General features: G+C 70.8%; 14 protein-coding genes and 1 pseudogene. 10 read left to right on the forward strand and 5 right to left on the reverse strand.

Annotation, left to right across the window (positions count from 1 at the left end):
- Positions 1-19: 19 nt before the first annotated feature.
- Positions 20-1,531, reverse strand: coding sequence for an APC family permease (locus C6A87_RS06500; protein ID WP_311116502.1), 1,512 nt, complete (start codon positions 1,529-1,531; stop codon positions 20-22).
- Between the two features lie 114 nt (positions 1,532-1,645).
- Between C6A87_RS06500 and C6A87_RS06505 the strand changes: the two genes are divergently transcribed.
- Positions 1,646-2,590 carry a sigma-70 family RNA polymerase sigma factor gene (locus C6A87_RS06505; protein WP_311116503.1) on the forward strand — a complete coding sequence of 315 codons (945 nt, stop codon included), beginning with the start codon at positions 1,646-1,648 and terminating at the stop codon, positions 2,588-2,590.
- On the opposite strand, the gene C6A87_RS06510 is transcribed toward C6A87_RS06505, so the two are convergent.
- A complete protein-coding gene (locus C6A87_RS06510) occupies positions 2,520-3,125 on the reverse strand; it encodes a carboxymuconolactone decarboxylase family protein (RefSeq protein ID WP_396837010.1) in 606 nt (201 codons plus the stop codon). The genes C6A87_RS06505 and C6A87_RS06510 overlap by 71 nt on opposite strands.
- Before the next feature lie 142 nt (positions 3,126-3,267).
- Between C6A87_RS06510 and C6A87_RS06515 the strand changes: the two genes are divergently transcribed.
- Genes C6A87_RS06515 through C6A87_RS06540 form a run of 6 tightly spaced genes read left to right on the forward strand, consistent with a single transcriptional unit; the run spans position 3,268 to position 11,745 of the window.
- The gene (locus tag C6A87_RS06515) at positions 3,268-5,595 is read left to right on the forward strand and encodes an MMPL family transporter (protein WP_311117831.1); all 2,328 of its coding nucleotides are present in this window, start codon (positions 3,268-3,270) and stop codon (positions 5,593-5,595) included.
- 13 nt (positions 5,596-5,608) lie between these two features.
- Positions 5,609-6,706, forward strand: coding sequence for a polyprenyl synthetase family protein (locus tag C6A87_RS06520; protein WP_311116504.1), 1,098 nt, complete (start codon positions 5,609-5,611; stop codon positions 6,704-6,706).
- Positions 6,706-8,223, forward strand: a complete 1,518-nt coding sequence (gene crtI, locus C6A87_RS06525) for a phytoene desaturase family protein (protein ID WP_311116505.1) — start codon at positions 6,706-6,708, stop codon at positions 8,221-8,223. The genes C6A87_RS06520 and crtI overlap by 1 nt, the downstream gene beginning before the upstream one ends.
- Positions 8,220-9,167: a phytoene/squalene synthase family protein gene (locus tag C6A87_RS06530; RefSeq protein WP_311116506.1), complete on the forward strand. Its 948-nt coding sequence runs from the start codon at positions 8,220-8,222 to the stop codon at positions 9,165-9,167. The genes crtI and C6A87_RS06530 overlap by 4 nt, the downstream gene beginning before the upstream one ends.
- A 2-nt stretch (positions 9,168-9,169) precedes the next feature.
- Positions 9,170-10,720 carry an FAD-dependent oxidoreductase gene (locus tag C6A87_RS06535; RefSeq protein ID WP_311116507.1) on the forward strand — a complete coding sequence of 517 codons (1,551 nt, stop codon included), beginning with the start codon at positions 9,170-9,172 and terminating at the stop codon, positions 10,718-10,720.
- On the forward strand, positions 10,717-11,745 hold the full coding sequence (locus tag C6A87_RS06540; protein ID WP_311116508.1) for a DUF5914 domain-containing protein: 1,029 nt from the start codon (positions 10,717-10,719) through the stop codon (positions 11,743-11,745). The genes C6A87_RS06535 and C6A87_RS06540 overlap by 4 nt, the downstream gene beginning before the upstream one ends.
- Here the strand turns inward: C6A87_RS06540 and idi are convergent.
- Positions 11,742-12,287 carry an isopentenyl-diphosphate Delta-isomerase gene (idi, locus tag C6A87_RS06545; RefSeq protein WP_311116509.1) on the reverse strand — a complete coding sequence of 182 codons (546 nt, stop codon included), beginning with the start codon at positions 12,285-12,287 and terminating at the stop codon, positions 11,742-11,744. The genes C6A87_RS06540 and idi overlap by 4 nt on opposite strands.
- 56 nt (positions 12,288-12,343) lie before the next feature.
- On the opposite strand from idi, the pseudogene C6A87_RS06550 reads away from it, so the two are divergent.
- Positions 12,344-13,566 (forward strand): annotated as a pseudogene (locus C6A87_RS06550) (glycosyltransferase).
- Positions 13,567-13,570: 4 nt separating this feature from the next.
- Here C6A87_RS06550 and C6A87_RS06555 read toward each other — a convergent pair.
- The gene (locus tag C6A87_RS06555) at positions 13,571-14,083 is read right to left on the reverse strand and encodes a CGNR zinc finger domain-containing protein (protein ID WP_311116510.1); all 513 of its coding nucleotides are present in this window, start codon (positions 14,081-14,083) and stop codon (positions 13,571-13,573) included.
- Positions 14,084-14,167: 84 nt separating this feature from the next.
- On the opposite strand from C6A87_RS06555, the gene C6A87_RS06560 reads away from it, so the two are divergent.
- Both C6A87_RS06560 and C6A87_RS06565 read left to right on the forward strand, forming a co-directional pair.
- A complete protein-coding gene (locus C6A87_RS06560; protein WP_311116511.1) occupies positions 14,168-15,034 on the forward strand; it encodes an alpha/beta hydrolase in 867 nt (288 codons plus the stop codon).
- 85 nt (positions 15,035-15,119) lie between these two features.
- Entirely contained in the window at positions 15,120-16,283 is a 1,164-nt protein-coding gene (locus C6A87_RS06565) for an AI-2E family transporter (protein WP_311116512.1), read from the forward strand.
- Positions 16,284-16,293: 10 nt separating this feature from the next.
- On the opposite strand, the gene C6A87_RS06570 is transcribed toward C6A87_RS06565, so the two are convergent.
- Positions 16,294-17,121, reverse strand: a complete 828-nt coding sequence (locus C6A87_RS06570; protein WP_311117832.1) for an alpha/beta hydrolase — start codon at positions 17,119-17,121, stop codon at positions 16,294-16,296.
- Positions 17,122-17,190: the final 69 nt, after the last annotated feature.

Here is a 17,190-nt window from a genome sequence, read left to right on the forward strand (position 1 = left end):
GACCTGTCTTTCAGTGCTTTCAGTAGGTGTCTATTACCTTCACCTCGGTGGTCGCGTTGAGCGTCTCGCCGCGGAAGAACCGCTTGGTGCCGAAGGCGAAGCACGCCAGCATCAGTGGGATGCCGAGCACCAGCATCCCCACGCCGAGCACGAACACCCCGCCCAGCGGTCCGAACGCGGTGTAGCCGTAGTCGGGCTGGACCATGTCGTAGGCGCTCTGGAAGAACGCCCACGTCATGGCCAGCGCGCCCAGGAGCGGAAAGATGCCGCGGAAGAACAGGTTTCGCGCGGAGGTGAACAGCGTCCGGCGGAAATACCACACGCATGCGTAGGCGGTGATGCCGTAGTAGAAGGCGACCGCCAACCCCAGCGAGGCCACCGAGTCGGCCAGCGCGTTCTCCGACAGGAACGTCAGCAGCATGTAGAAGAAGAGCGCCGAGGCGCCCATCACGAGGGTGCCGAACGCCGGTGTCATGTAGCGCGGGTGCACCGAGGAGAACCTCTTCGGAATCGCCTCGTAGACGGCCATCGACAGCGTCCCGCGGGCGGTCGGCAGGATCGTGGTCTGGGTCGAGGACAGCGCCGACAGCGACACTGTCAGTAGCAGCGCCGACGCCGCGACGGCGCCCGCGACCGGTTCGCCGAGGACGGTCAGCACGTCGTCGGTGTTGTTCGGGTTGTTCAGCCCGATGCCGACCTCGCTGAACCCGGCGAACGACTGGATGGCATAGGCCACCAGCACGTAGGTGCACACCAGGATCACGGTGGTGATCAGCGCCGCGATCCCGGGGGTGCGGCCGGGGTCCTTGGTCTCCTCGCCGACGGCGAGGCAGGCGTCCCAGCCCCAGTAGATGAAGATGCACAGGATCACCGCCGCGGCGATCGACGACGCGTCCAGTCCGCTCGGCCACAGCCACGACCACTGCGGGGAGATGGCCTGTGCTCCGGCGGTGCCGGTGAACACCCGGACCAGCGCGATGACGCTGACGACGATCAGCACCCCGAACTGGATCGTGATCAACACGTTCTGCACCCGCTCGCTGACCACGATGCCGCGCGCGGACAACAGCGTCATCGCGATGATGAAGAACGACCCGAGCAGCACCTTCGCCGGCACGTTCTCGGCGAGGTCGTCCAGACCGAGGAAGTTGAACAGGTAGATGGCGGCGATCTCGGCGACGTTGGCCAGCACGATGATCGCCGACACCGCCAGGCCCCATCCGCCCATCCAGCCGATCCATGGCCCGAATGCCTTGGTGCCCCAGGTGAACGTGGTGCCGCAGTCCGGGGTGTCCTGGGACAGTTCCTTATAGGCGAATGCGACGAGCAGCATCGGGATGAAGGCGAGCACGAACATCGACGGCGCCTTTTCCCCGACTGCGAGCACGACGTAGCCGAGGGTGGCCGCCAGGCTGTAGGCCGGGGCCACGGCGGCAAGGCCGATCACCACGTTGCCCACCAGGCCGAGCGCGCCGGCCTGCAGACCCTTACCGCCGACCATGGGGGTCGGCGGCTGCTCCCTGACAGCCATCTGCGCAATATACGGTTCGCAGGGTCGGCCCACCCCTGGTACGGAGAATCCTTGCCGCGGCAGATCTTTGCCGTCACAACGGTATCCGGGTCCGGTGCGTTCTAGACTCGTGCCATGACCGCGAGCGCGCGCGTCGGCGAGTTCGAGCAGCTGCGGCCACACCTGATGTCGGTGGCCTACCGGCTCACCGGCACGGTGGCCGACGCCGAGGACATCGTGCAGGATGCCTGGCTGCGCTGGGAAACACATCGCGCCACGGCGATCGACGACCTCAAAGCGTGGCTGACCACGGTGGTGAGCCGGCTGGCGCTGGACCGGTTGCGCTCGGCGGCGCACCGCCGCGAGACCTACGTCGGCGAGTGGCTGCCCGAGCCGGTGGTCACGGGATTCGACGGCGCCGACCCGCTGGCGTCGGTGGTGGCCGGCGAGGACGCGCGGTTCGCCGCGATGGTGGTGCTGGAGAACCTGACCCCCGATCAGCGGGTCGCGTTCGTGCTGCACGACGGTTTCGCGGTGCCGTTCCCCGAGATCGCGCAGGTGCTCGGCTCGTCGGCCGACTCCGCCCGCCAGCTCGCGTCCCGCGCGCGCCGCGCAGTCGCGGCCGCTCCGCCGCCCGCCGCCGACCACGCCGAGGTGGTCGGAAAGCTGTTGGCAGCCATGGCTTCCGGCGATCTCGACCAGGTGGTCGGGCTGCTGCACCCGGACGTCACGTTCACCGGCGACTCGAACCGCAGGGCGCCCACCGCCGCGCGTGTGGTCCACGGCAGCGACAAGGTGGCCCGCCTGCTGCTCGGGCTGCGGCGGCGCTACGGGGCGCAGCGGCTGCTCGGCAGCGGGCTGCTCGGGCTGGTCAACGGTGAGCTCGGGCTGTACTCGCCCGGCGCGGAGGCCACCGACGACGCGCCGGCGATCACCCCGCGCATCCAGGCGATGACGGTGCGCGACGGGCGGGTGGTGGCGATCTACGACATCGCCAACCCCGACAAGTTCACCGGTTCGCCGCTGAATCCTGCTGATCGGCGTTCGCCCACGGCACCCGGCAGGAATCCCCAGAGCTGAACCCCTGCTCGGTGATCCCGAGCGCGGCGTTCATCCGGGCCCGCATGTTCTCCACGGCGATCTGATAGGTCAGCTCGATGACACCGTCGGCGCCGAAGCGGCGGCGCAGGTCGGCCACCTGCTCGTCGGTGACGGTGTGCGGGTCGGTGGTCATCGCGCCCGCGTAGGCGATCGCGGCGCGTTCGTCGCCGGTGAAGCGCGGCGAGCTGGCGTAGTCGTCGATCTCGGTCAGCCGCGCCATGTCCAGGCCGTCCAGGCGCATCAGCATCGCGCCGAAGTCGACGCACCACGAGCACCCGATCTGCCGGGCGGTCCAGTAGACGGCCAGTTCGCGCACGCCGGCGGGCAACGTGGTCGAGGCCCGGTCCAGCATCGCCTCGTGCACCGCGCCGGCCAGCATCAGCCGCGGATGATGCGCGTAGATCGCGAACGGTTCGGGCACCTCGCCGAAGCGGCGCTTGGCGAAGCGCCACAACAGCCGGGTTCGCAGCGAGGCGCGGGCGGGGGACAGGGGTTCGATGCGTGTCGTCGTCATACAGGTCAGACGAACCAGGCCTCCCAGGTGTGACAGAAATCCGACGGTCGATCCGGCCAGGTTTCCGCGCGGTGCCCGCAGGGAAGAGCTGTGGTCGAACCCCGGCGCCGGGTGATCCGGCGGTATCGAGAAGAGGCGCCGTCTGCTGCACCGAATCGCGTTGTGGGCCATCGCGGCACCGCGCCGCATCGTGGCCGTGGCAGTCATGCTCATGGTCGGGGCGGCGATTTTCGGCGTACCGGTGGCGGGCAGTCTGGCCGCCGGCGGCTTCCAGGATCCGACGTCGGAGTCGACGCGCGCCACCCGCATCCTGATCGACACGTTCGGCCGCGGCGACATGCAGCTCGTCCTCGCCGTCACCGATCCGCAGGGCGCCGACGCCCCGGCCGCCCGGGACACCGGACAGGACATCGCCGCACGGGTTGCGGCGGACCCGGCCGTCGTCAGCGTGACCTCCACCTGGACCGCACCGCCCGGCCAGGCCGCCGCGCTGACCTCTGAGGACGGTCGCACCGGCCTGGTCATCGCCGAACTGCGCGGCGACGAGAATATCGCCCCCCGCCGGGCCCAGGCGCTGGTCGACGACATCACCGCCACCGTGCTGCCGCGGCATCCGGGCGTCACGGTGCTGGCAGGCGGGTCGACGATCGTCTACGAGCAGATCAACGACCAGACGCAGCGCGACGTGCTGCTGATGGAGGCGATCGCGATCCCGCTCAGTTTTCTGGTGCTGGTCTGGGTGTTCAAGGGACTGCTCGCCGCGGCGCTGCCGGTGGCGGTCGGCGGCCTGGCGATCGTGTCGACGATGTCGGTGCTGCGCGTCGTCGCCACGGGCACCGACGTGTCGATCTTCGCGCTGAATCTGGCCACCGCGCTGGGTCTGGCGCTGGCCATCGACTACACACTGCTGATCGTCAGCCGGTTCCGCGACGAGATCGCCGCAGGCGCGGACCGCGACCGCGCGCTGATCACCACGATGACGACCGCGGGCCGCACCGTGCTGTTCTCCGCGCTGACCGTCGCGCTGTCGATGGCGACGCTGGTGCTGTTCCCGATGTACTTCCTGAAGTCGTTCGCCTACGCCGGCGTCGCCACCGTCGTGTTGTGCGCCGTGGCCGCGATCGTGGTCACCCCGGCGGCGATCGTGCTGGCCGGTCCACGCCTCGATGCGTTCGACGTCCGCCGCCTGGTCCGGCGCACCGCGCCGGCGGACCGGCCTATGGAACAGAACTTCTGGTACCGCTCGACCAAGTTCGTGATGGGCCGGGCGGTGCCGGTGGGGCTGGCCGGGGTGGTGCTGCTGGTCGCTCTCGGCCTGCCGTTTTTGGGGGTGACGTGGGGGGTGGCCGACGACCGGGCGCTGCCCGCGTCGGCGTCCGCGCATCAGGTCGGCGACATTCTGCGCGCCGACTTCGCCGACAACTCCGAGACCGCGCTGACGGTTGTGGTGCCCGACGCCGCCGGTCTGACACCGCAGGACTTCGACCGGTTCGCCGCCGAGGCGTCGGTGATCGAGGACGTGTCGATGGTCAGCGCGCCGACGGGCACGTTCGCCGACGGCCGCCGGGTGGGACCGGTGACCGGTGCGGCCGGTCAGCGTGGCGGCGCGGCGTTCCTGACCGTCGGCAGCAACGCGCCGCCGTTCTCGGTGGAGTCCGAACGCCAGCTCGACCGGCTGCGCGCGCTCGGCGGCCCCGGCGGTCGCGCCGTCGAGGTCACCGGGATCGCGCAGATCAACAGGGACAGCGTCGATTCGATCACCGCGCGGCTGCCGATGGTGCTCGGCATCATCGCGGCGATCACCTTCGTGCTGTTGTTCCTGCTCACCGGCAGTGTGGTGCTGCCGCTCAAGGCGCTGGTGCTCAACGCGCTGTCGTTGTCGGCGGCGTTCGGCGCGCTGGTCTGGATCTTCCAGGACGGCCATCTCGGCGCCCTCGGCACCACACCGACCGGGACGCTGGTGGTCAACATGCCGGTGCTGCTGTTCTGCGTGGCGTTCGGGCTGTCCATGGACTACGAGGTCTTCCTGATCGCCCGCATCCGCGAGTTCTGGCTCGCCGCTGGGTGTCGGGACAACGACGAGAGCGTCGCGCTGGGCCTGGCGCACACCGGCAGGGTGGTGACCGCGGCGGCGTTGATCATGTCGGTCTCGTTCGGCGCGCTCATCGCCGCACAGGTGTCGTTCATGCGGATGTTCGGGCTCGGCCTGATGCTGGCCGTGCTGATCGATGCCACGCTGGTGCGGATGGTGCTGCTGCCTGCGCTGATGCATCTGATGGGGCGGTGGAACTGGTGGGCACCGGCCCCGCTGGCCCGCTGGCATGACCGTCTGGGCAGCGGCTCGCGGCGCTCGGCGCGGCATCCGGTACGGCGGAGCGCGTACGGCGGCGGTGACGAAATAAATGACACATCCGACCAATCCGGGGTGACCGCGGTTCCGAATGGAAGCCATAGCACTCAGCCGAGATGAAGAGGGGACACGGTTGAACAGGGGTGAACTCGCCGGCCTGCAGTTGGCGGAGCCGGGTCTGAGGAGTTGGCGGCAGAACGTCCGGGCGGCGGTCCGGGACAATCTTGAAGACTTCGTACATGGCGAGTGCGTGCGCCGGCTGGACAGAGCCGGGGTCGGCGTCGCCGGGGATCTGCTGGCCGGGTTCCTCGACGGCGGCAAGTACGTGCGCTCGACGTTCATGTACCTGGGCTGGCTGTGCGGCGCAGACGAGGACGACGCCGCGCTGAGGGCGTCGGCGAGCCTGGAGTTGTTGCACACTTTCGCGCTGATCCAGGACGACGTGATGGACAACTCGCCGCTGCGGCGGGCCCGCCCCACCGCGCACGTGGTGTTCGGGCGCTGGCACCGCGACAACGGTCTGGCCGGCTCGGCGAGCCGGTTCGGCGAGTCCGCGGCGATCCTGCTCGGCGATCTGTGCCTGGTGTGGGCCGAGGAGATGTTGCGCCGCAGCGGAATTGGCGCCGACGCGCTAGCCCGGGTGCTGCCGCGCTATGACGACATGCGCACCGAGCTGGCGGTCGGTCAGTTGTCGGACCTGCTCAACAGCTGCCAGACGTTCCCGACCCTGCCGGAGGTGCTCGACGTGCTGCGCCGCAAATCCGGCAACTACACGGTGCGCCGGCCGCTGGAGCTCGGCGCCGCGATGGCCGGCTGCGGCAACGACGTCTCGGATGCGCTGTCCGGGTACGGCGCCGCGATCGGCGAGGCGTTCCAGTTGCGCGACGACATCCTCGGGGTGTTCGGATCCCCTTCTCTGACCGGTAAATCCGTGCGCAGCGACATGGAAGAGGGCAAGGCCACCAGCGTCATCGTCGCGGCATACGAACTGGCCGGGGCGGGGCTGCGGCGCCAGCTCGCCGAGCTGATGCGCAGCCCGGAGGTGGACGCCGACGCGGTGGAGCGCTGGCGCACGCTGATCATGGCCAGCGGCGCCGTGCAGTGGATCGAGGAGCAGATCGCCCGGCGGCACGACGCGGCGCTGCGCTTCCTCGACGGAGCCCGCCTCCCCGAGGTGCCCCGCGCCGCGCTGGCCGAGATGGCCGTCGCCTGCACGCAGCGGGCCGCCTGATGCGCGCGCTGAGCGGTCGAACCGACCGCGTCGTCGTGGTCGGCGCCGGGCTGTCCGGACTGTCGGCGGCGATGCAGTTGGCCGGACGCGGGCGCGCGGTCACCGTCGTCGAACGCGGTCTGCACCCCGGCGGCCGCGTCGGCCGCGCCGACGTCCTCGGCTACCGGCTGGACACCGGGCCGACGGTGCTGACCATGCCCGACATCATCGACCAGGCCTTCGCCGCCGTCGGGGAGTCGCTGGCCGACTGCCTGCCGATGGACCCCGTACACCCGGCCTATCACGCGAAATTCGCCGACGGCAGCGCCCTGCAGGTGCACACCGAGGCGGCGGCGATGGCGACGGAGATCGAACGCTTCGCCGGCCGCGCGGAGGCCGACGGCTATCTGCGGCTGCGGGACTGGCTGACCAAGCTGTACCGCACCGAGTTCGACGGGTTCATCGCGGACAACTTCGACTCGCCGCTGTCGCTGCTGACGCCGTCGCTGGCACGGCTCGTCGCGCTCGGCGGGTTCCGCCGGTGGGAGCCGATGGTGCGCCGCTTCCTCAGCGACGAACGGCTGCTGCGGGTGTTCACCTTCCAAGCGCTCTACGCCGGGGTGCCGCCGCAGAGCGCGCTGGCGGTGTACGCGGTGATCGCCTACATGGACACCGTGGCCGGGGTGTACTTCCCGCGCGGCGGGATGCGCGCGCTGCCCGACGCCATGGCCGCGGCCGCCACCCGGGCCGGTGTCGAATTTATCTACGAAGCACCGGTTTCCGAGCTGGAGTTCAACGGGTCCCGGGTGGCCGCGGTGCGCACCTCCGGCGGCCTGCGGGTGCCGGCCGACGCGGTGGTGCTGACCACCGAGTTACCCGACACCTACCGGCTGCTCGGCCGTACGCCGCGCCGGCCGCTGCGGCTGCGGCCCGCACCGTCGGCGGTGGTCGCCCACGTCGGCTGCAAGTCCCTCGGCGACGGTGCCGGTCAGGAAGTCGGCCACCACACCATCCTGTTCGGCGACGCATGGAAGCAGACCTTCCGCGACATCATCGACGACGGCCGGGTGATGGGTGATCCGTCGCTGCTGGTGACCCGCCCGACCGCCGGCGACCCGTCGCTGGCCCCGCCCGGACGTGACCTGCTCTACGTGCTGGCCCCGGCGCCCAACACCGAAATCGGCGCGCTGGACTGGGACAGCGCCGGATCGGGGTATGTCCAACAGATGCTGTCCACGGTGCGCGACCGGATGCCCGGTGTCGGCGACGACGCCGAGCTGCTGCACGTGGTCACCCCGGCCGACTGGCGCCGCCAGGGAATGGCGGCAGGCACCCCGTTCGCGCTCGCGCACACCTTCGCCCAGACCGGGCCGTTCCGCCCGGCCAACACCGTGCGCGGCATCGACAACGTCGTGCTCGCCGGCTCGTCCACCGTCCCCGGGGTCGGTGTTCCGACCGCGATCCTGTCCGGCCGCCTCGCCGCCGACCGGATCACCGGCGTTCCTGTTCGTCTCACCTCGGAGGTCAACCACTCATGATCAAGATGGAGCTCGACGCCGCAGGGGTGCGCGACCCGGAACTGCGCGAGGCCTACCGGCAGTGCCGGACGATCAACGCCCAGCACGGCAAGACGTTCTACCTGGCCACCCGGCTGCTCGCGCCCAAACAGCGCCCGGCGGTGCACGCGCTGTACGGGTTCGCCCGGGTCGCCGACGACATCCTCGACGATCTGGCCGGGACGGCGACGATCGAGCAGCGCGCCGAGCGGCTGCAGGAGTTGTCGACGCGGCTGTTCAGCAGTCTCGTCGACCGGCAGTCCTGTGACGGGGACCCGGTCCTGACCGCGGTGGTGCACACCGCGCGCACCTACGACATCGGCTGGGACCTGTTCGACGATTTCCTGGCGTCGATGCGGATGGACCTGACGGTCACCGACTATCCCGACCGGCAGTCCCTGGACCGCTACATGCACGGCTCGGCCGAGGTGATCGGCCTGCAGATGCTGCCGGTGCTGGGCACCGTGGTTCCCCGCGAGGAGTCGGCGCCCTATGCCGCCGCGCTCGGCAAGGCGTTCCAGCTGACGAACTTCCTGCGCGACGTCGACGAGGATCTGACCAGGGGACGGGTCTACCTGCCCGCCGACGAGCTCGCCGCCCACGGCGTGGACCGCGAGCTGCTGGCGTGGTGTCAGGCCAACCGGCGCACCGACGGCCGGGTGCGCGCGGCCCTGGCCGAGCAGCATGCGGTCGCGCGTCAGGTCTACGACCAGGCCCGGCCCGGGATCGCCACCCTGGCCCCGCCGTCGCGGCCCTGCGTGGCGGCCGCGCTGACGCTGTACTCCGACATCCTGGCCCGGATCGAGGCGATCGACTTCGAGATCTTCGGCCGGCGTGCGACGGTGGGCAAGCCACGACGATTGGCCGTCGCCGTAGCGGGCATCGGCAAGGCATGGGTCAACCGAGTGCGACTCAGGAGAGTGTGAGGGTGGACCAGGGGCACCTCAAGGGGCATCGCAACGGATCCGATCGTCGGCGCAAGACCTGGCCCGCTCTCCCGGGCCGTGCCTCGGCGGGTGACGGCCGACCGCGCGTTGTCGTCATCGGCGGCGGCATCGCGGGTCTGGCCGCGGCCACCGGGCTGGCCGAACGCGGCGTCGCGGTCGACGTCGTGGAGAAGCAGGACTACCTCGGCGGGCGGGTCGGCGGCTGGCCGGACGCGCTGGAGGACGGCACACCGGCGGCGATGAACCGGGGCTTCCACGCGTTCTTCCGGCAGTACTACAACCTGCGGGCGATGTTGCAGCGCAGCGATCCCGGACTGACGGCGCTGACGCCGGTGGAGGACTACCCGCTGATCGACGGCGCCGGCAGGCAGGACACGTTCCGCGGGCTGCCGCAGACCCCGCCGTTGAACGCGCTGGCCTTCGCGTTGCGCAGCCCCACCTTCCGGCTGCGGGACCTGGTCCGGCTGGACGCCAAGGCCGCCGCGCCGCTGGCCGCGGTGTCGGTTCCCGAGACCTACGACCTGCTCGACGGCCGCGACGCGGCAACCTTCCTGCGCGACATCAACTTTCCCGAGGCAGCCCGGCACCTGGCCTTCGAGGTGTTCGCCCGCAGCTTCTTCGCGAGGCCGGAGACACTGTCGGCGGGCGAACTGGTCACCATGTTCCACATCTACTTCCTGGGCTCCAGCGAGGGCCTGATCTTCGATGTCGCCAACGCGAATTTCGATGTGGCACTGTGGAACCCGCTGCGCCGATATCTGGAGGGCCGGGGTGTGGTGTTCCACACCGGAGCCGAGGTCGACACCGTCACCGCCGGCGACGAGGTGACCGTGACCAGTGCCGGGGGCCGGACGTGGACGGCCGACGCCGCGGTGCTGGCCACCGACGTCGGCGCACTGCAGCGGTTGGTGACGGACTCGCCCACCCTCGGGGACCCGGGGTGGCGCGCACAGGTCGCCGCGATGGGCACCGCGCCGCCGTTCGTGGTGCTGCGGCTGTGGCTGGACCGTCCCGTGCGCCGCGACCGTGCGGCGTTCGTCGCCACCGGTGGACGTGAACCGCTCGACAACATCAGCGTGCTGGAGCGCTACGAGCGCGAGGCTGTCGAATGGTGCTCCCGCACAGGGGGTTCGGTGGTGGAGCTGCACGCCTACTCGATCACCGAGGGCGACGCAGACGTGCGCAGCGGGCTGATCGCCCGGATGCACGAGCTCTATCCCGAGACGGTGGGCGCGACGATCGTGGCCGAACGACTGCTCCGCCGCGCCGACTGCCCGCGGTTCGCGCCGGGCGATTTCGCCGACCGGCCCACCGTCGCGACGCCCGATCCGCGGCTGGTGCTGGCCGGCGACGGGATCCGCATCGATCTGCCGGTGGCGTTGATGGAACGCGCGGCGACGACCGGCTGGACGGCGGCCAACGAACTGCTCGCCGGTTTCGGTCTGGCTGGGCACGCGTTGCACACCGTCCCGAACCAGGGTCGATCGGCGGTGCTGCGCCGGCTCGCCACCTCGGCCGGGGGTGTGCGGTGAACACGTTGACGGGACTGCGGGCCAGGCTGGCCAAGGCGTGGCCGTTCGAGGTGGTGCGGGCCCCGTCGTGGTCGGCGCAGACGCCGACCTATCAGGACGCCAACCCGGCGGTGATCGACGCGGCGCTGCGGCGCACACTGCGCCGCCCCGGCGGCAACTGGTTCGTGCTCGCGGCGAGTTCGCAGATCACCACGAAGGCGTACGGGGCCACGGTGGCCGGCAGGCAACTGGTGGCCTGGCGAGGCGCCGACGGCGGCCTGCTGGTGGCCCCGCGCGCCTGCCCGCATCTGGGCGCCGACCTGTCGACCGCGCCGGTGGACTGCGGCACGCTGGTCTGCCCGTGGCACGGGCTGCGGCTGGGCGACCGCAGGCACGGCACGTGGAAGCCGTACCCCGCCCACGACGACGGCGTGCTGTGCTGGGTCCGGCTCGACACCCGATCCGGCGCCGAATTCGGTGGCGGCGTGGACATTTCGTCCCCGACCGAGGCGCCCGTCGTCCCGTTGCGGCCCGGAGAGCCGTCGCTGGCCGCGGTCACCCGGCTGGAGGGGGTCTGCGAGCCGCGCGACATCGTCGCCAACCGTCTCGATCCGTGGCACGGCGCGTGGTTCCACCCCTACTCGTTCACCCAGCTGCGGGTGATCAGCGCGCCGCCGGCCGACGACAACCTGGCCGAGGATCTGGACCGGTTCCTGGTCGAGGTCACGTTCCACATCGGCAAGCTGGGCGTTCCGGTGATCGCCGAGTTCACCACCCCCGGACCGCGCACGGTGGTCATGCGGATCATCGAGGGGGAGGGCCGCGGAAGCGTCGTCGAGACCCACGCCACCCCGCTGGGACCGGGCCCGGACGGACGGCCCCGCACCGCGGTGATCGAAGCGACGATCGCGCACTCGGACCGGCCGCGGTTCGGGACGGGACTGGTCGCGGCGCCGCTGATCCGGCCGCTGATGCGACACGCCGCGAACCGGCTGTGGCGCGACGACCTGGCCTACGCCGAGCGGCTTTTCGAGCTGAGGTCCTAGCTCTGATGCCCGATCCCGGCCTCGTCCAGCAGCGGGACCTGTTCGACAGCCCACGGGCTGATCGCCCAGCTCAATTGCGCTGCCGCCCGCAGCTGCGACCACGGCACCCACGCGTAGTCGGCGACCTCGTCGGGAGCGGGGCGCACCGGACCGACGGCCCGCCCGCAGAACACCGGGCACACCTCGTTCTCCACGACGCCGTCGGCGGCCACCGCGTAGTAGCGGAAATCGGGCAGCACGCAACGCAGCCCGGCGATCTGCAGCCCGAGCTCCTCGTACACCCGGCGGGTCACGGCCTCGTCCGGCGCCTCGCCGGGGGCGGGATGCCCGCAGCAGGTGTTGGTCCAGATGCCGGGGAACGTGCGCTTGTGCAGGGCGCGGCGGGTCAGCAGGACGCGGCCCGTGCCGTCGAAGAGGTAGCAGGAGAACGCCAGATGAAGCGGGGTGGATGCGTGGTGGACCTGCGATTTGGGCGCCGACCCGATGTTCTGGCCGGCGTCGTCGAGAAGGACCACCATCTCGGCGGTGTCGATTGGGTGCATGTTCGTGATTCGTCGCCGCTGCCGACGCGGATCGGTGCCACCTCGGGAGGCGTGCGATGGCGGTAGTGCTGGCCTACACCGCACCGGCGATCGGTCACCTGTTCCCGTTCTCGGCGCTGCTGCAGGAGCTGTCCTCGCGCGGCGACGAGATCCACGTGCGCACCATGGCCTCGGGCGTCGACCTGTGCCTGGGCATGGGATTCAAGGCCGCGCCGGTGGATCCGCGCATCGAGGCCCTGCAGAGCGCGCACACCACCAGCGGGGTGCTCAGGTCGGCGCAGGAGACGGTCCGAGTGCTCACCGAACGGGCCGGGTACGAGGTCGACGACTTCGCCGACGCGGTGCGCGCGGTGGATCCCGACGTGATCCTGGTGGACGCGAACTGCTGGGGCGCGATGTCGGCCGCGGAGGCGCAATCGCGGCCGTGGTTGGTGTTCTCGCCATTCATCCCGTACCTGCGCTCGCCGGGCTCGCCGCCGTTCGGTGCGGGTGCGCGGCCGTGGCCCGGTCCGCTCGGCGCGGTGCGCGACCTGGGCGTCGGTACGGTCACCCGCTTCGTGTTCGACCGGCCGTTCCGTGCCGGGATCCGTTCGGTACGAGCGTCGTTGGATCTTCCCGCGGTCGGCTCGGCCGATGAGCTACTGCGCCGCGCACCCCGCATCCTGGTGCCCACCGGCAAACCGTTCGAGTACCGGCACACGGACTGGGGCCCGACCGTCGACCTGATCGGTCCGGCGATCTTCGACCCGCCGGCCCCGCGCCGGACTGGCTCGACGACATCGCCGAGCCGATCGTGCTGGTGACCACGTCGTCGGTCGGTCAGGCCGACCGGGCGTTGGTCGCCGCGGCGATGCGCGCGTTCGAGGACGACCCGGTGCACGTGGTGGCGAGTCTGCCCGCCGACGGCAGCGGGCTGCTGCACCGCGGCCGCCGCGTCACGCTCACCCGATTCGTCCCGCATTCGCCGGTACTCGACCGCGCGGTCTGTGTGGTCACCCACGGCGGCATGGGGGTCACGCAGAAGGCTCTCGATCGCGGGATACCGGTCTGCGCAGTGCCTTTCGGCCGGGACCAGTTCGAGGTCGCACGCCGCATCGAGGTGGCGCGCTGCGGCGTCCGGCTGCCTGCGCGCGAGCTCAGCGGTCCGCGGTTGCGGGCCGCGGTGCGCTCGGCGATGACGATGAAGGCCGGCGCGGCCGAGGTGGCTGCGGGCTTCGCCGCGACCGGCGGGATGCGCCGCGGCGCCGACATCGTGGAGGCGCACGCGGTTTCGGTGTGACAGCTCAGTCGCCGCGGGTGCGCTGATAGTGCCTGCGGGCCTTCATCCGGTTGCCGCAGATCGCCATCGAGCACCAGCGGGCGGTGTTGGGCTTGCTGCGGTCGATCAGGAACAGTTGGCACTCGGTGTTCGCGCACGGGCGCAGCCGTCCCGGGCTGGTGAGCCGCAACCCGTCCCACGCCAGGACCGCGCGCACCGCACCCGAGGCGTCGCCGCTGTCGAGCCGCCAGTGCACGCCGGACCGGTCCGCCGACGGGACCAGGCGGGCGTCGGTCAGGAACCGCTGCAGCACGGCCGGGGTCCGCTCGCCGCGGATCACCGCCTGCAGGCAGGCGCGGGCGTCGGTCAGGCGGGTCCACTCCGCGTCGGTGGCGGGGACGCCGTGGGCGCGCATCCACGGCGACGCGGTGGCGAGGTCGGGCAGCTCGTCGGTCGGCACGCCGTCGACGACCGGGGTGGTGTTGAGCAACGCCAGCAGGAACGCCTCGTCCTCCGGGGTGGTCGCGTACACATCCATCACTAACCTCCAAACTCTTGTTGACAGGTTACAGGCTCCGGCGTTGAATGCACCTAACCGGTAAAACAATTTAAGGAGTTAGTCATGATCGACGTGCATCACCGCTACGCCACCGTGGACGGCCGCCGGCTGTTCTACCGCGAGGCCGGAACGCCCGGAAATCCGGTGATCGTGCTCCTGCACGGCTTCCCGACGAGCTCGTTCATGTTCCGCAACCTGATCCCCGAGCTCGCCGACCGCTACCACGTGATCGCGCCCGACTACCTCGGCTTCGGTTACTCCGACGCACCGCCGGTCGAGGAGTTCGACTACACCTTCGACGCGCTGGCCGACTCGGTGGCCGGCCTTCTGAGTCAACTGGGCGTCGACCGGTACGCGATCTACGTCCAGGACTACGGCGCACCGGTCGGCTGGCGGCTGGCCCTGCGCGACCCCGAGGCCCTCACCGCGATCGTCACGCAGAACGGCAACGGCTACGACGCCGGCTTCGTGGTCGACGGCTGGGTGCCCGTATGGGATTACCAGCGCGAACAGACCCCCGAGACCGCGGCGGCGCTGCGCGGGATGCTCACCTTCGAGGCGACCAGGATGCAGTACCTGGCCGGCGTGCCCGACCAGTCGGTGGTCAGCCCGGACGCCTGGCACCACGACTACGCGTTGCTGTCGCGCCCCGGTAACGACGCGATCCAGCTCAAGCTGTTCCTCGACTACGCGACGAACCCGAAGATCTATCCGGCGCTGCACGACTACCTGCGCACCAGCGCGGTGCCGCTGCTCGCGGTGTGGGGCGACAAGGATCCGTTCTTCGGGCCGGACGGCGCCCGCGCGTTCGCCGACGACGCCGTCGACCCCGAGATCCACCTGCTCGACGGCGGGCACTTCCTGCTGGAGAGCGCTCCGACCCAGGCGATCGCGCTGATCCGCGACTTCCTGTCCCGTCGGCTGCGGTGATCCCGGCGGGCCCGTCGGCGCCGGGCGATGATTCTCACCACGCAAACACCAGTTGAAGCGGGCCGGGGTGGGGTAGAAGAGGCGGGTGAACGCTACGACGCCGGCAAACCCCACCCGCGGATCGATCTACCGAAGCCATCTCCGGGCGAGTGCGACCGTCGCGCTGTGGTTCCTCGCGGTGTCCGCGGCGCTGTGGGTGCTGTCCTGGGTGGTCGGCAAGACCTGGGTGGTCTTGCTGCCGGTGCTGCTGGCCCTGATCGTGTGCACGGTGCTCTGGCCTCCGGTGCGCTGGCTTCGCAGCCGGCGGGTGCCCCCGGCGGCCGCGGTGCTGCTGGTCCTGGTGCTCGCCCTCGGTGTGGTGGCCGGGGTGATCGCCGCAGTGGCGCCGGCGGTCGTCGACCAGGCCACCGAGCTGGCCGAGCAGGCCACCGCCGGCGTGGTCAAGGTGCGGGACTGGCTGGACGGGCCGCCGCTGAACATCAGTGAGGCCCAGCTGAATTCGGCGGTCGAGGCGATCAACGACACGCTGAACTCCAGCAGCGCGCAGATCGCGTCGGGCCTGTTCACCGGCGTGGGTGCGGCGACGTCGGCGCTGGTCACGCTGTTCACCACGATCGTGGTGGCGTTCTTCCTGCTCAAGGACGGTCCGGCGTTCACCCCGTGGCTGCGGCGCACCGTGGGCATGCCGGCCGCGCCGCACCTGGCCACGGTGCTGGAGCGGGTGTGGTCGACGCTGGGCGGGTTCATCCGGACGCAGGCGCTGGTCAGCCTGGTCGACGCCGTGCTCATCGGGATCGGGCTGGTCATCCTCGGTGTGCCGCTGGCGTATGCACTGGCGATCATCACGTTCATCGGCGGTTTCGTGCCGATCGTCGGTGCGTTCGTGGCGGGCGGTCTGGCGGTGCTGATCGCGCTGGTCGCCAACGGTCCGGTGAACGCGCTGATCGTGCTGGGCATCATCCTGGCGGTGCAGCAGCTCGAAGGCAACGTGCTGCAGCCGTGGTTGCAGTCGAGGTCGATGAAGCTGCACGCGGTGATCGTGCTGCTGGCGGTGACTCTGGGCGCCTCGACGTTCGGGGTGATCGGCGCGTTCCTGGCGGTACCGGTGGCCGCGGCGATCGCGGTGGTGCTGCGCTACTACGACGAACAGGTCGCCGCAGCCACGGGGGAGGACCTCGCCGAACCCGACCAGAACGAGGCCGAGGACGACGCCGACGCCGAAGATGCCGAGGAGGCGGTCGAGGCCTAGCGCGCCGAATTCACGAGTGGGCGATCGAGGTGCGCACCTCGGCGACGATGAGGTCGTACATGCGGCGGGTCACGTCGGTGTTGTCGCTCATGATGTTGTAGCCGTGGTCGACGCCGGCGACGTCGTCATGGCGGACCAGCGCTCCGGCCGCGTCCAGCTTCGCGGCGTACCGCGCGCCCTCGTCGCGCAACCGGTCGTACTCGGCGGTGATGACCAGTGCGGGCGCGATTCCGGCGATGTCGTCGGCGTTGGTTCCCCACGCCGGCGAGGCGAGCCGGTGTTTCCGGTGCGCGGGATCGGGGATGTAGGCGGTGTCGAACACCTCGCCCATCCACGGCTTGAGAATCGCCCGGTTGCCCAGCGGCGAGAACTTCGCCGCGGTCGGGGTCACCAGGTCCAGCGGTGCATAGTGCAGCACCTGCAGGGCGATGGCCGGGCCGCCCTCCTCGAGCGCGACCCGGCTGACGGCAGCAGACAGATTGCCACCTGCGCTCTGGCCGCCCACGCACAGCCGTGCGCCGTCCCAGTCCCGGTCCGGCGAGGCCGCCCAGCGCACCACGTCCACGAGTTGTTCGACCGCAGTGGGGAATCGGGCCGCCGGTGCCACCGCGTAGTCGACGTTGACGACGACCACGCCTGCGCGCGCGGCCAGGTAGCGGCACCACGGGTCGTCCTGCTCCGGGTGGCCGACGACGAACCCGCCGCCGTGCACGTTGACGTAGACGCCGGGGCGGTCGGTGGTGTCGGCACGCGGGCGGTAGATCGTCACCGGCGTGGGTCCGTGGCGGGTGACGACGACGTCGTCGCTGCGGTCGCCTTCGATGTCGGGGAAGCGCACACCGGGTTTCGGCGCGGGCCTGACCACCCGGGCGAAGACGCGGGCCAGCGCGTCGGCGACGGGCGGTCG

Origin of the sequence: Mycobacterium sp. ITM-2016-00317 (assembly GCF_002968295.1) — a bacterium.
GTDB lineage: Bacteria > Actinomycetota > Actinomycetes > Mycobacteriales > Mycobacteriaceae > Mycobacterium.

What these genes read in the sequence shown, in the direction of transcription:
- C6A87_RS06500 (WP_311116502.1), bottom strand. Translation starts at nt 1,531, where the DNA reads ATGGCTGTCAGGGAGCAGCCGCCGACCCCCATGGTCGGCGGTAAGGGT.
- C6A87_RS06505 (WP_311116503.1), top strand. Translation starts at nt 1,646, where the DNA reads ATGACCGCGAGCGCGCGCGTCGGCGAGTTCGAGCAGCTGCGGCCACAC.
- C6A87_RS06510 (WP_396837010.1), bottom strand. Translation starts at nt 3,125, where the DNA reads ATGACGACGACACGCATCGAACCCCTGTCCCCCGCCCGCGCCTCGCTG.
- crtI (WP_311116505.1), top strand. Translation starts at nt 6,706, where the DNA reads ATGCGCGCGCTGAGCGGTCGAACCGACCGCGTCGTCGTGGTCGGCGCC.
- C6A87_RS06530 (WP_311116506.1), top strand. Translation starts at nt 8,220, where the DNA reads ATGATCAAGATGGAGCTCGACGCCGCAGGGGTGCGCGACCCGGAACTG.
- idi (WP_311116509.1), bottom strand. Translation starts at nt 12,287, where the DNA reads ATGCACCCAATCGACACCGCCGAGATGGTGGTCCTTCTCGACGACGCC.
- C6A87_RS06555 (WP_311116510.1), bottom strand. Translation starts at nt 14,083, where the DNA reads ATGGATGTGTACGCGACCACCCCGGAGGACGAGGCGTTCCTGCTGGCG.
- C6A87_RS06560 (WP_311116511.1), top strand. Translation starts at nt 14,168, where the DNA reads ATGATCGACGTGCATCACCGCTACGCCACCGTGGACGGCCGCCGGCTG.